Source organism: Bradyrhizobium sp. LeoB3, assembly GCF_055456055.1.
The window spans coordinates 374637-388817 of sequence record NZ_JBVBEF010000001.1; the positions used below are offsets into that span (position 1 = coordinate 374637).

Annotated in this window: 11 protein-coding genes; 10 read left to right on the forward strand and 1 reads right to left on the reverse strand. The window is 64.1% G+C overall.

Annotated features, from left to right (window positions below; genetic code table 11):
* Window positions 1–209: 209 nt before the first annotated feature.
* The 5 genes from ACZXDY_RS01640 to ACZXDY_RS01660 all read left to right on the forward strand — a co-directional run bounded on the left by ACZXDY_RS01640 (window position 210) and on the right by ACZXDY_RS01660 (window position 5919).
* Window positions 210–1799: an EAL domain-containing protein gene (locus tag ACZXDY_RS01640; protein WP_464344196.1), complete on the forward strand. Its 1590-nt coding sequence runs from the start codon at window positions 210–212 to the stop codon at window positions 1797–1799.
* Between the two features lie 89 nt (window positions 1800–1888).
* Window positions 1889–3532, forward strand: coding sequence for a phosphoglucomutase (alpha-D-glucose-1,6-bisphosphate-dependent) (pgm, locus tag ACZXDY_RS01645; protein ID WP_464344197.1), 1644 nt, complete (start codon window positions 1889–1891; stop codon window positions 3530–3532).
* A 19-nt stretch (window positions 3533–3551) separates the two neighbouring features.
* On the forward strand, window positions 3552–4508 hold the full coding sequence (locus ACZXDY_RS01650; protein WP_464344198.1) for an NAD-dependent epimerase/dehydratase family protein: 957 nt from the start codon (window positions 3552–3554) through the stop codon (window positions 4506–4508).
* Window positions 4501–5379 (forward strand): dihydrodipicolinate synthase family protein, encoded by an 879-nt coding sequence (locus ACZXDY_RS01655; protein ID WP_464344199.1) that lies wholly within the window; start codon window positions 4501–4503, stop codon window positions 5377–5379. Before ACZXDY_RS01650 ends, ACZXDY_RS01655 begins: the two co-directional genes overlap by 8 nt.
* Window positions 5380–5661: 282 nt before the next feature.
* Window positions 5662–5919 (forward strand): hypothetical protein, encoded by a 258-nt coding sequence (locus ACZXDY_RS01660; RefSeq protein WP_245287150.1) that lies wholly within the window; start codon window positions 5662–5664, stop codon window positions 5917–5919.
* Window positions 5920–6179: 260 nt separating this feature from the next.
* Here ACZXDY_RS01660 and ftsH read toward each other — a convergent pair whose 3' ends face one another.
* On the reverse strand, window positions 6180–8021 hold the full coding sequence (ftsH, locus tag ACZXDY_RS01665; protein ID WP_028161728.1) for an ATP-dependent zinc metalloprotease FtsH: 1842 nt from the start codon (window positions 8019–8021) through the stop codon (window positions 6180–6182).
* A 268-nt stretch (window positions 8022–8289) separates the two neighbouring features.
* On the opposite strand from ftsH, the gene ACZXDY_RS01670 reads away from it, so the two are divergent.
* The 5 genes from ACZXDY_RS01670 (at window position 8290) to ACZXDY_RS01690 (ending at window position 14101) form a co-directional block, all read left to right on the forward strand.
* Window positions 8290–9378 (forward strand): S1C family serine protease, encoded by a 1089-nt coding sequence (locus ACZXDY_RS01670; RefSeq protein WP_130223061.1) that lies wholly within the window; start codon window positions 8290–8292, stop codon window positions 9376–9378.
* 146 nt (window positions 9379–9524) lie between these two features.
* The gene (locus ACZXDY_RS01675; RefSeq protein WP_464344200.1) at window positions 9525–11849 is read left to right on the forward strand and encodes a xanthine dehydrogenase family protein molybdopterin-binding subunit; all 2325 of its coding nucleotides are present in this window, start codon (window positions 9525–9527) and stop codon (window positions 11847–11849) included.
* Between the two features lie 221 nt (window positions 11850–12070).
* A complete protein-coding gene (locus ACZXDY_RS01680; RefSeq protein WP_130222848.1) occupies window positions 12071–12685 on the forward strand; it encodes a LemA family protein in 615 nt (204 codons plus the stop codon).
* A gap of 20 nt (window positions 12686–12705) precedes the next feature.
* Window positions 12706–13602 (forward strand): TPM domain-containing protein, encoded by an 897-nt coding sequence (locus tag ACZXDY_RS01685; protein ID WP_464344201.1) that lies wholly within the window; start codon window positions 12706–12708, stop codon window positions 13600–13602.
* A 1-nt stretch (window position 13603) separates the two neighbouring features.
* Window positions 13604–14101 (forward strand): TPM domain-containing protein, encoded by a 498-nt coding sequence (locus ACZXDY_RS01690; protein WP_464344395.1) that lies wholly within the window; start codon window positions 13604–13606, stop codon window positions 14099–14101.
* Window positions 14102–14181: the final 80 nt, after the last annotated feature.

Consider the following 14181-nt stretch of genomic DNA (forward strand, 5'->3'; position numbering starts at 1 on the left):
AGGTTAATCCACGTTAACCTTTCGCGCGGCCGCCGGGCAAGTCCGCGTGTGGGTGCGGGCCATCGTACTGGACTGTAACGCAGCGGTGATCGTGGCGGCGGTTCCCGTTAACCTGATGTCAACGATCCAAGCAAGCGGCGCTTCAACCGAATCTTAGCGGTTTCTACTCATATAGTGTGTCGATCGTCCCGGGGTGTATGCGTGCGTTCATGATGCGGCGATGGCCCTATCTGGCCAGGAGTGCGCTGGTCGCGGCCAGCGTGGCTGCCTTTGCGGCGGGCGGACATTTTGTCGCGACCACTGCGATCGACACGCAGCAAGCCAAGCAGCTTGAGGAATTGGCCAATATCGCGCTGCGACGCTCCGAAGTCGCGGTGGATTTCAGCGTTGCCACGCTCAATGACGTCATGCAGCGCGGTCCGATGACCTGCGATGCCGCTTCCCTCCAGGCCGTCCGCCTCAAGGTCTATCAGCGCTCCCAGGTCAAGGACATCCGCCTCGTCAACCGGGAAGGATCGGTGATCTGCTCCGCTTATTCGGAGACGCTCGAGTTCGACAATGAATGGGTCACGCGGCCGCGCATGCTGCAGACCGCCGATCACAGCCTCCTGCTGTTTCGGGTCGACCAGATCAATGGCGTCGCGCTCGGCGTGTTGAAGGACATCGACGCGCAGACGTCACTGGTCGCCATCCTCGGTGTCAGCGCTATCCTGTTCGACATCCTGCCCACGGAATTGCGCGACCACGGCGAGGTGATGGCCCAGCTCGACAACGGCGCCGATATCGGGCGATTTGCCGCCTCGCAGGTGTTGGATGCGACCGACGCCGTGACCTTCAGCAGCGCATCGCACCGCTATCCCTTGCGCGCGCTGGTCCGGGTCGCGCCCAATGCCCTGCAGCATTGGAACAGGGACGGCTATTGGCCGTCGATGCTGCTCGCCGCCGCGCTCGGCCTCGCGTTCGGCCTGTTGATGACGCGGGCGGTGGCGCCGGAAGGGCCGATTGCCGATATCGACCGCGCACTGGCGCGGCACGAATTCAAGCCGTACTTCCAGCCGACCTTCGATCTGCGCACCGGCGCGATCAGGGGGTGCGAGGTGCTGGCGCGCTGGGTGCACCGGGACGGCAGCGTCACGCCGCCGATGAATTTCATTCCGCTTGCCGAATCCAGTGGCCGCATCGAGGCGATCACCTGGCAGATCCTCGCATTGGCCTTGAAGGAGATGCGCCCGCGGCTCGCGGCGGACAAATATTTCAAGATGTCGGTCAACATCACCCCGCGCCATTTGCTCAGCGATGCCTTTGTCAACCGGCTGCGCCGCGAGGTCAGGGAAAGCGGCGTCTCGGCGCGCCAGATCGTGATGGAGGTGACCGAGCGCGAAGCATTTCCGGACCTCGAGAAGGCCGCCGCCGTCATCGAAGCGTTGCGTGAGCATGGTTTCAAGGTCGCGCTGGACGATGTCGGAGTCGGCCACAGCGGCCTGTCCCAGATCAAGCGGCTCGGGGTCAACACCATGAAGATCGACAAGTTCTTCGTCGATACCATCGTGCAGGATGGCTCGGCCGCGACCATCGTCGAGATGCTGGTACGGCTCGCGTCGAAGCTCAGGATGAACGTGATCGCCGAGGGCATCGAGACGGTCGAACAGCGCCAGGCGCTGCTCGGCTGCGGCGTCGAGTGCGGCCAGGGCTACCTGGTGTCGCCGCCATTGCCCTATGCAAAGTTCGACGAATTCCTCGTCGCATATGAGGCCCGGATGGAGGCCGAGGCGGTCGTTCGGCAAGCCTCCGTCGCTTAGCGCCCGCCGCGCGTCGCATAACGCTTTGCCTGCAACCGGCTCGCGCCTATAGTGATGTCTCGAAGACAGCATTGGTCCTGAGAGGTCACGTGACTGCACCAAATCCTGCAGCAGGCAAGCCGGTCGATCCCGCTTCGCTTGCAAACCTCCCGCGGCTCGTCACGGCGTATTTTGCATCGAAGCCCGATCCGGCTGACGCCGCGCAACGCGTTTCCTTCGGAACCTCGGGACATCGCGGTTCCTCGCTGCGGAATTCCTTCAACGAGGATCATATCCTCGCGACCACGCAGGCAATCTGCGACTATCGCCGCGAGGCCGGGCTGACCGGGCCACTGTTCATCGGTATCGACACCCACGCGCTCGCGGAACCGGCGCTGGCGAGCGCGGTCGAGGTGTTCGCCGCCAACGGCGTCGAGATCATGATCGACGAGCACGGCGGCTATACGCCGACGCCGGTCATCTCGCACGCGATCCTCACTTACAACAAGGGCAAGAGCTCCGGCTTAGCCGATGGCGTTGTCATCACGCCGTCACACAATCCGCCGGAAGATGGCGGCTACAAATACAACCCGCCGCATGGCGGGCCCGCGGATACCGACGTCACCGGCATCGTCGAGAAGAACGCCAACCGCTATCTGGAGGCCGGGCTGAAAGGCGTCGCGCGGATGACTTACGACCGCGCACGAAAGGCGCCATCGACGCATCTTTACGATTACATCACGCCCTATGTCGCCGATCTCGGCAACACGGTCGACCTTGCGCTGGTCAAATCCGCCGGCGTCAGGATCGGTATCGATCCGCTTGGCGGCGCGGCGGTGCATTTTTGGCAACCGATCATCGAGCGCTATGGGATCAACGCCAGCGTAGTGAACAATGCGGTCGATCCGACGTTCCGCTTCATGACGGCGGATTGGGACGGCAAGATCCGCATGGATTGCTCCTCGCCTTACGCGATGGCGAGCCTGATCCAGATGCGCGAGAAGTTCGATGTCGCGTTCGCCAACGACACCGATGCTGATAGACATGGCATCGTGACGCGCTCGAACGGCTTGATGAACCCCAACCACTTCCTTGCGGTGTCGATCGCCTATCTGTTCGGTCACCGCCCGCAATGGAACGCGAACGCCGCGATCGGCAAGACCATCGTCTCCTCCTCGATCATCGATCGTGTGGCGAAGAAATTGAACCGCAAGCTGGTGGAGACGCCGGTCGGCTTCAAATGGTTCGTCGAGGGGCTTGGCACCGGCGCGTTCGGCTTCGCGGGCGAGGAGAGCGCCGGCGCCTCGTTCCTGAAGCGCGACGGCTCGGTTTGGACCACTGACAAGGACGGCATCATCTTAGGTTTGCTTGCGGCGGAAATGATCGCCAAAACCGGTCGCGACCCGAGCCAGCTCTTCGCCGATCTCACCGCCGAGCTCGGCGTGCCCTTCTATGAGCGCATCGACGTTGCGGCGACGCCGAAGCAGAAGAGCGCGCTCAAGGCCGTGGGTCCCGAGCAGCTCAACATGAAGGAGCTTGCGGGCGAGCCGGTGCGCGCGGTCAGGACCAAAGCGCCGGGCAACGATCAGTCGTTCGGCGGCATCAAGGTCGAGACCGAGTCCGGGTGGTTCGCGGCGCGGCCCTCGGGTACCGAGGACGTCTACAAGATCTACGCCGAGAGCTTCCGCGGGGAGGATCACCTGAAGCGGATCCAGGGCGACGCGCAGGCGGCAATCGCGAAAGTTTTCGGATAGGGGCCCTGCCGTCATCGCCATGCGTATTCTGCTCACCGGTTCCTCGGGCTGGCTGGGGCGCTTCCTTGCGCCGAGACTGCGGCAAGCCGGCCACCACGTCATCGGCCTCGATATCGTCGCGGGCGAAGCGACCGATGTGATCGGCTCGGTTGCCGACCGGGCGGTCGTCGAGCGGGTGTTCGCCGATCACGCCATCGGGGCCGTGATCCATGCGGGCGCGCTGCACAAGCCCGATATCGCCCGCTTTTCTCCGCAAGCCTTTGTTGACGTCAACGTGTCGGGCACGCTGAATTTGCTGCAAGCGGCGGTCGCCGCGCGTCATGACCGCTTCATCTTCACCTCGACGACATCGTTGATGATCTCGCAGGCGATCAGGGAAGGTGAGGGGCATGCCGCGGTCTGGCTCGACGAGACCGCGGGCCCGCTCGAGCCGCGCAACATCTACGGCGTGACCAAGCTCGCCGCCGAGGGGCTGTGCCGCATCTATAGCCGCGAGCACGGGCTGAACTGCGCCGTGCTGCGCACCAGCCGCTTCTTTCCGGAGGAGGACGACACCGAGCGCGGATTTTCCGGCGAGAATCTCAAGGCGAACGAATTCTTGCACCGCCGCCTCACCGTCGAGGACGCTGCGGACGCGCATCTGGCAGCGCTCGATAGGGCCAAGGGCTTCGAGATCTTCATCGTCAGCGCGCCGCCGCCTTTTGCGCCTACCGAGGTCGAAGCGCTGAAATCGGATGCAGCAAGCGTGATCGCGCGCCATTTCCCTGATGCGGCCGCGCTCTACGCCAAGCGGAATTGGCGCTTGCCGCGCAGCATCGGCCGCATTTACGATCCCGCCAAGGCCGAACGTCTGCTCGGCTTCCGAGTTCGAACCGGTTTCGCCGAGGTCCTCGATGCGCTGCGCCGCGGCGCGCCGCTTCCCTTCGCGCACGATCCCGACTATGTCTCGCCGTCCACGAGGTTGCAGCATGGCTGATTTCCACGGCGTCTTTCCCTATCTGGTCTCGCCGCTCGATCCCGCCGGCCATATCCGCAGCGAGGTGCTGGGCCGGCTGTGCGATGATCTGATCGAAGCGGGCGTGCACGGATTGACGCCGCTCGGCTCGACCGGCGAATTCGCCTATCTCAACAATGCGCAACGCGCGCAGGTGGTGCAGACGACGATCGAGGCCGCTGACGGACGCGTGCCGGTCGTGGCCGGCGTGGCCTCGACCTCGACGGCGGATGCAGTCGCGCAGGCCAAGTCCTACCAGAAGCGCGGCGCCAGCGGCATTCTCGCGATTCTCGAAGCCTATTTTCCGCTGCCGGACGCGCAGGTCGAGTCGTACTTCCGCGCCATTGCCGACGCGGTCGACATTCCCGTCGTGATCTACACCAATCCGCAATTCCAGCGCTCGGACCTCACGCTCGACGTCATCGAGCGCCTCGCCGCCCATCCGCGCATCGGCTACATAAAGGACGCCTCGACCAACACCGGCCGGCTGCTGTCGATCATGAACCGCTGCGGCGACAACATCAAAGTGTTCTCGGCCTCCGCCCATATTCCCGCGGCCGTGATGCTGATTGGTGGCCTCGGCTGGATGGCGGGCCCCGCCTGCATCATCCCGCGGCAGAGCGTCGAGCTCTACAATCTCTGCCGCCGCGGCCGCTGGGACGAGGCGATGGCGCTGCAACGAAAGCTCTGGCGCATCAACGAGGCCTTTGCCCGTTTCAACCTCGCCGCCTGCATCAAGGCCGGCCTCTCGATCCAGGGCTACGACGTCGGCGACCCGATCCCGCCCCAGGCGCCGCTGACGGATCAGCAGCGCAAAGCGGTGGAAGCTGCGCTGCAGGAGCTGGACTCGTAGGCCTGTAGGGTGGGCAAAGCGCAGCGTGCCCACCATTTACACTCCGCCCGTGATGGTGGGCACGCTGCGCTTTGCCCACCCTTCAGCTTCTCCCGTCTTTGCGAGGCAATCCACGTCTCCGCGGGCGGTGAGACGGATTGCTTCGCTGCGCTCACAATGACGAGTGGAGATGCCGTGAGTCTGGATCGCGCTGGATTGAAAGAGCGTGACGCAAACGTTCGCTTTAAGCGATCAATTAGCTCCCCATATTAGCTGTGAGATACAACTGGAAAGGAACCAGTCATGAAACTCGCAGCAATCATGCTCGCAACTGCACTGGCTCTCTCGAGCACGGCGGCGCTGGCGCAGACGGCAGCGCCGACGGCCGGAACTGCTGGCTACGGATCCGTCGTCGGGCCATCAGTGGGATCATACAATTGGCCGTCGGTAGGCTCGACAACCGCAGTTCCCACCTGGAGCAACACGACGAACGCCGCGCCCCTGCCCGGTCGGCTGCAGTCGGGTAACGTGCCCTTCGGTACCTCGACGGTTCGCAGGTAGGCACCGTAGGGTGGGCAAAGCGAAGCGTGCCCACCATTCTTGCTGGGCTCGTGATGGTGGGCACGCTTCGCTTTGCCCACCTACAAATCCTACGTCATCGCGATGCCATTTACCGCTCCCTCTCCCCTTGTGGGAGAGGGCTGCCGGCCGCGGACTCGTTCGGGTGAGGGGTTCCCTCCGCGGAGACAATCCCTCATCCGTCGCGCATTGCATGCGCGCCACCTTCTCCCACAAGGGGAGAAGGGAAGGGGATCCGCGGCTCACACCGCGCGAAGTCCCTCAGGTGCCTCGCGGATCAACGCTTCCAAATCGCGCTGCTCCAGCGTCTCCTTTTCCAAAAGCTTCTTCGCGGCGCGGTCGAGGACGGCGCGCCGCGCGCTCAGGATGCCCTGCGTACGCTGGAACACGCGCTCGACGATGTCGCGCACCTCGTGGTCGACCACAGCCGCAGTCTCTTCCGCATAGTCGCGTTCCGGCATGGGGTAGGGCCGGTCGGCGCCGGCCAGGAAATTGCCGGGCTCGCGGTCATAGGCGATGCTGCCGAGCTTTTCCGACATGCCGTAGCGTGTGACCATGCTGCGGGCGATATCGGTCACCCGGCGCAAATCGTCGGCCGCGCCGGTGGAAAGATGGTCGAACACGATCAGCTCGGCGACGCGGCCGCCGAGCAGCACCGCCATCTTGTTCTCCAGTTCCTCCTTCGTCATCAGGAAACGATCCTCGATCGGACGTTGAATGGTATAGCCGAGCGCACCGACGCCGCGCGGAATGATCGAGACCTTGTGCACGGGATCGACACCCGGCAGCGACAGCGCCACCAGCGCATGGCCCATCTCGTGATAGGCGACGATCTCGCGCTCCTTCGGATTGAGCAGCCGGTTGCGCTTTTCGAGCCCGGCCACCATGCGCTCGATCGCATTGGTGAAGTCGCTCATGGTGACAGCGTCGCCGCCGCGGCGCGTCGCCAGCAGCGCGGCCTCGTTGACGAGGTTGGCGAGATCGGCGCCGGTGAATCCCGGCGTCAGCGCCGCGACCGCCTCGGGATCGACGCCGGGCGCAAGCTTCACCTTCTTGATGTGAACCTTGAGGATGTCGATGCGTCCCTTCTTGTCGGGGCGGTCGACCAGCACCTGGCGGTCGAAGCGGCCGGCGCGGAGCAGCGCCGGGTCGAGGATTTCCGGCCGGTTGGTGGCGGCGAGGATCACGAGGCCGGAGCGTGAATCGAAGCCATCAAGCTCAACCAGGAGCTGGTTCAGCGTCTGCTCCTTTTCGTCATGGCCGCCGGCGAACGGGCCGATGCCGCGGGCGCGGCCGAGCGCATCGAGCTCGTCGATGAAGATGATCGCGGGCGCCTTCTGGTGCGCCTGCTGGAACAGGTCGCGCACGCGCGCCGCACCGACGCCGACGAACATCTCGACGAATTCGGAGCCGGAGATCGAGAAGAACGGCACCTTGGCCTCGCCGGCGACCGCCTTGGCGAGCAGCGTCTTGCCGGTGCCGGGCGGGCCGACCAGCAGCACGCCCTTGGGCATGCGCCCGCCGAGCCGGCCGTACTCGGTCGGATTCTTCAGGAAATCGACCACCTCGCGCAGTTCGTCCTTGGCTTCGTCGACGCCGGCGACATCGCCGAAATTCACGCCGGTATCGGCCTCGACATAGATTTTCGCCTTGCTCTTGCCGATCGCCATCAGGCCGCCGCCGAAGCCTCCGCCTTGCGCGGCACGCTTGGCGATGAACCACCACAGGCCGAAGAACAACAGCACCGGCATGATCCACGAGAGCAGATCGCGCAGAAACGTGCTCTCGATCTGTCCGGTGAAGCGGACGTTATGTTTCTCGAGCTCTTGCGCGACCTCCGGATCGACGCGCGTGGTGATGAACTGCTTCTGTCCGCCGGGTAGCGGCTCCTTCAAGGTGCCCTGAAGTGTGCGGTCGGAGATGCCGACGCTCTCGATTTTTCCCTCGCGCAGCAATTGCTGATATTCGCTGTAGGGGATGGCAGCGATCTTGCTGGCGCTGATATAGACGTACTGAACAAGCAGGATACCGAATATCGCCGCAATTGCGTATCCGATATTGAAACGCATCTTGTTGTTGTTCATGACCGCCCTCCGATCAACACCGATATGGGCCGCTCCAAGCGTCGGTCCCGATAGCCTTGGATGTGGGGCCTGGACGTGCCCGAGCGGGCGGCCGACACTCTAACATAATGGAACAACTAGCGCTCGGCGGCCGGGTTTCAACCCTCAGCGCGACAAATGGCGCTAGGTCGGGAAGGGTGAAGACGCGCTAATGCGACGTTGTGGTAACTTCAAGCACTAGAAACCTCCGGACAATTATCGCGTTTGTTGCCGGGGAGATCAGATGCCGATGAATCGTCGCTATGTTGTTGTTCTCGCTGTGGTCGCGGCCATCCTGGCGGCTTTGACCCTCAGCAATATTCGCAATGCGCCGTGGACGAGTTCGGCCGCCCGCTCGGTCGAGCAGCGTGGCCCGCTCTCTGATGCCGAGCGCGCCAATATCGAGATCTTCGAGCGGGTCTCGCCTTCGGTCGTGCAGGTGGCGGCGCAGTCCGCCGCCAATCCGCTGAGTGAGGAGGCTGAAGGCGGCGGATCATCCGGAACCGGATTTGTCTGGGACAATGACGGTCATGTCGTCACCAATAACCACGTCGTGCAGGAGGCGAGCGCGCTCGCGATCCGCTTTGCCTCGGGCGAGGTGGCGCGCGCCGAGCTTGTCGGCACCGCGCCGAATTATGATCTGGCGGTGCTGCGGATCAGGGGCGCGCGCACGCTGCCGCCGCCGGTTGCGCTCGGCAGTTCGGCCGAGCTTAAGGTCGGGCAATTTGCGTTTGCGATCGGCAATCCGTTCGGCCTCGATCAATCCCTGACCAGCGGCATCATCAGCGCGCTCAAGCGCCGGCTTCCGACCTCCACCGGGCGCGAGATCGCCAACGTGATCCAGACCGACACCGCGATCAATCCTGGCAATTCGGGCGGGCCGCTGCTCGATTCCGCCGGAAGGCTGATCGGCGTGACGACGGCCATCCTGTCGCCGTCGGGATCGAACGCCGGCATCGGCTTTGCCGTTCCGGTCGATATCGTCAACCGCGTGGTGCCCGAACTGATCCGCAACGGTCGCGTGCCGACGCCGGGCATCGGCATTGTCGCCGCCAGCGAGGCGGTTGCCACTCGGTTGGGCACCGAGGGCGTGATCGTTGTGCGCACCGCGCCCGGTTCTCCGGCAGAGCGTGCCGGAATCCGCGGCGTCGATCTTTCTTCCGGCAATTTGGGCGACGTCATCACGGCGGCCGACGGCAAGCCGGTCCACCGCCTCTCCGACCTGACCGATCAACTCGAGCAGATCGGTGCCGGGAAGCCGGTGCGGCTCAGCCTGAAGCGCGGCTCGGAGACGCGCGATATCAATGTCGACATCGTCGACATCGGCCGCACGCAATAAAATTCCTGTCATTGGTCTGCGAGGGGGCATCCATGCTTCTCATGCGCCGGCGGGATGGCGCGTCTGCTCTCGTCCGCCGTCGGTTGTGTCGCGACAAAAATCCGGTAAAACGCCCACCATCTTAAGAAGACTTGAAGGACGGACTGATGAACATTCTTCCCGGTAATTTGCGTTTCGGTGCGGGCCAGCCGGTCAAGCGTTTGGAGGACCAGCGGCTGCTCACCGGGAAGGGACAGTTCATCGACGACAGGCCGGAAGACGGCGCGTTGTGGCTCCATGTGCTGCGCTCGCCGCATGCCCACGCCAAGGTTGTTTCGATCGATGTCAGCGCGGCGAAGGAAATGCCTGGCGTCGAGGCGGTTTATACCGGCGCCGATCTCGTGGCCGATGACATCGGCACCATTCCGACGCTTGCGATCTTCAAGCGGCCGGACGGCTCGCCGATGACGGTGCCGCCGCGTCGCCTGCTCGCGCATGAAGTGGTGCGCTTTGCCGGTGAGCCGGTTGCGGTCGTGGTCGCAACCTCGCGCGTGCTGGCGCAGACCGCGTCCGAAGCGATCGTGGTCGATTACGACGTGCTGCCCTCGGTGGTCGATCCGGTCGAGGCGATCAAGCCTGGTGCGCCTCTGGTGTGGCCGGATGCGCCCGACAACATCGTCGCCGCCATGAGCTATGGCGATGCCGCCAAGGTCGAGGAAGCCTTCGCGAAGGCAAACCATGTCGTCTCGCTCGATCTCGTCAGCCAGCGCCTGGTGCCATCGGCGATGGAGCCGCGCTCGACCATTGCCGAGATCGAGAAGAAGACCGGCCGCCTGATCCTGCATGTGCAGTCACAGACTCCGGGCTCGACCCGCGACGTGCTGGCGGAAGCGATTCTGAAGCGGCCGAAGGAAAGCGTTCGCGTGCTGGTCGGCGATATCGGTGGCGGCTTTGGGCAGAAGACCAATCTCTATCCGGAAGACGGCATCGTCGCCTATGCCGCCACCAAGCTGAACAAGAAGATCCGCTGGCGCGGCGACCGCACCGACGATTTCGTCGGCGGCACCCATGGCCGCGACCTCACCTCGACCGGCGAGTTCGCGCTCGATGCCAAGGGCCGCGTGCTTGCCTATCGCGTGCGCTCGATCGGCGGCACCGGCGCCTATTCCACCGGCGCGGGCAACATCATTCCGCTGGTGCTCGGGCCGTTCGTGCAGACCGGCGTCTACGACCTGCCGCTGGTGCATTTCGAGGTGAAGTCGGTGATGACCCACACCGCGCCGGTCGGCGCCTATCGCGGCGCGGGCCGGCCGGAAGCGGTGTTCATCGTTGAGCGTCTGTTCGACGCCGCGGCGCGCCAGATCGGCATGGATCCGCGCACCATCCGCAAAGTCAACTACATCAAGCCGGCGCAACTGCCCTACACCAACGCGGTCGGACAGGTCTATGATTCCGGCGCGTTCGCACACATGCTGGAGCGCGCCTCCGATCTCGCCGATTGGAACGGCTTTACCGCGCGCAAAAAGGCCGCCAAGAAGAAGGGCCTGCTCTACGGCCGCGGCTTGACCAGCTACATCGAATGGACCGGCGGGCGCGCGCACACCGAAAAGGTCAGCCTGCATGCGACCGCGGAGGGGCGCATCATCCTGCATTCCGGCACCATGGCGATGGGGCAGGGCCTGCAGACCACCTATACCCAGATGATCTCGGATACGCTCGGCATTCCCCTGGACAAGATCGACGTCGTGCAGGGCGACACGGATCTCGCCACCGGTTTCGGCAGTGTCGGCTCGCGCTCGCTGTTCGTCGGCGGCACGGCCGTGGCTGTCTCGACCAACGACATGATCAACAAGGCTCGTGAGAAGGCATCCAACGCGCTCGAAGCCTCCGTCGAGGATATCGAATACCGCGACGGTTTCCTCACCGTGGTCGGCACCGACAAGCGCGTCAGCCTGTTCGAAATCGCCAAGAAGGAAGACGGCGCGCGGCTCTCGGTCGACAGCCAGGGCGAGGTTGACGGCCCGAGCTGGCCGAACGGCACGCATATCTGTGAGGTCGAGATCGATCCGGAAACCGGCGTCACGCGTGTGGTGCGCTACACCACGGTCGACGACGTCGGCATCGCCGTCAATCCGATGCTGGTCACAGGCCAGATTCATGGCGGCGTCGCGCAAGGCATCGGGCAGGCGCTCTATGAGGGCGTCGCCTATAGCGAGGAAGGCCAGCTCCTGACCGCGACCTATCAGGATTATTGCGTGCCGCGCGCAGCCGATGTGCCGCCGATCGTGGTCACGCTCGATCCGTCCGCGCCGTGCAAGACCAATCCGCTCGGCGCCAAGGGCTGCGGCGAATCCGGCGCGATCGGCGGGCCGCCCTGCATCACCAACGGCGTGATGGACGCGCTGAGCGAGCTTGGCATCACGAAGCTCAACACTCCGCTGACGCCGGCAAAGATCTGGCAAGCGATCCGGGACGCGAAGGCGACGTCTTAAGCTCCGCTCGGTCCGCTTGTCATTCCGGGGCGCGCGCAGCGCGAACCCGGAATCCATCATGCCGCACTAGCGGTGAAATGGATTCTCTGATGTGCGATTGCACATCATAGCTCGCGACTTCGTCGCGCCCCGTAATGAGGAAACCCCGAACGACGAAAAAACTGCAGTTTACGGCCCCCGATCTGCTACTCTGGCGCGAACGCAGACCGGGGAGAATTGCGATGCGGAAGTTTTGGAGCGTGCTGGCGGCGCTGGCGACATTGAGCCTGACCAATTGCGGCTACAACGCGATCCAGTCCAATGACGAGCAGGTCAAGTCGAGCTGGTCGGAAGTGGTCAACCAGTATCAGCGCCGCGCCGATCTCGTGCCCAATCTCGTCAACACGGTGAAGGGCTTTGCGCAGCAGGAAAAGGACGTGCTGCTCGGCGTCACCAATGCGCGCGCCAAGGTCGGCAGCATCCAGGCAACGCCGGAAGTGCTGAACGACCCCGCCGCGTTCCAGAAGTTCACGCAGGCGCAGGGTGAACTCACGGGCGCGCTGTCACGGCTTCTGGTCGTGACCGAGAACTATCCCCAGCTCAAGTCGGACGCGCTGTTCCGCGATCTGGTGTCGCAGCTCGAAGGCACCGAGAACCGTATCACGGTGGCGCGCAACCGCTACATCAAGGCGGTGCAGGAATATAACGTCGGCATCCGCACCTTCCCGACCAACCTCACCGCGATGCTGTTCGGCTACAAGGAGAGGCCGAACTTTACGGTCGAAAACGAGAGAGAGATTTCGGTGGCGCCGAAGGTCGACTTCAATCCATCGCCTTCGCCGGCGCCAGCGAAATAATTCAACGCGATCCGCTTCCGATGAATGCTGCACGCGCCATCCTGCTTGCGCTGCTGGTGGGCTGGATTTTTCCAGCCTTCGCAGACGTCGCGGTTCCGCCGCTCACTGGCCGCGTCGTCGATACGACGGGAACGCTATCGCCCGGCGACATCGCCTCGCTGACGCAGACGCTCGAGGATCTCGAGAAGCGCAAGGGCAGCCAGATCGCGGTGCTGATCGTGCCAACCACGGGCGAAGAGACCATCGACCAGTTCTCGATCCGCGTTGCTGAAGCCTGGAAGATCGGCCGCAGGAAAATCGACGACGGCGCGTTGCTCGTCATCGCCAAGAACGACCGCCATCTGCGCATCGAGGTCGGCTATGGCCTTGAAGGCGTGCTCACGGATGCGACCACAAGGCGCATCATCGACGAAGTCATCACGCCGAAATTCAAGACCGGCGACTTCGCTGGCGGCATCGCAGCCGGCATCAACCGGATGATCCGCCTTGTCGACGGCGAACAGTTACCCGCGCCCGAGCCCGAACATTGGCAGGCGCCTAACCTCTTCGACCAGATCGATCCGTTCAATCCCTTCGTCATCGTCGGAATCTTCGTGCTGGGCTCCTTTCTGCGTACGATGCTCGGGCGGCTACTCGGCGCCGCCGCCACCGGCGGCATCGTCGGCTTTTTCGCCTGGATGCTTGCAGGCTCAGTTGCCGCCGCGGTGCTGCTTGCCATCATCGCTGTGGTCGTCACCTTAGTCGCCGGTAGCTGGGGTTGGGGCGGTCCGGGCGGTTATCAGCGCGGCGGCTGGCCGGGCGGCGGCTATGGCGGCTCCTGGCCCGGCGGCGGCCGCGGCTCCCGCGACAATGGGGACGGCGGCTTCAGCGGCAGGGGCGGCAGCTTTGGCGGCGGCGGTGCATCGGGGAGCTGGTAGCATGGACATCCGGCGCATCAGCAGGCACCTCGTCGAACACCGCTGGCGGACGCGGCGTCTGTTTCCGCCGCGCGTGCTCGACGCAATCGAACAGGCGATCAAGGCGGGCGAAGCCACCCATTCCGGCCAGATCCGTTTCGTCGTTGAAGGCGCGCTCGACGGCGTGCCGTTGTTGCGCAATCAGTTGGCGCGCGAGCGCGCACTCGATGTGTTCGCGCATTTGCGCATCTGGGACACCGCACACAATAACGGCGTGTTGATCTACCTCCTGCTCGCCGACCGCGACGTCGAGATCGTTGCGGACCGCGGCATCCACGCCAAGGTGGGTGCAGAAGGCTGGGAGGCGATTTGTCGCATAATGGAAGAAGATTTCCGTGCCGGCCATTTCGAGCGCGGCACGATCAAGGGCATCGAAGCCGTCTCGCGCGAACTCGCCAGGCATTTCCCGCCGCAGGGCCGCGGCCCCAACGAACTGCCGGATACGCCGGTGGTGATGTAAGTGGCGGTCATTCCGGGGCGCGAAGCGAACCCGGAATCCATTTCGCCAGAGGTGTATGCGGCCTGATGGATTCCGGGCCT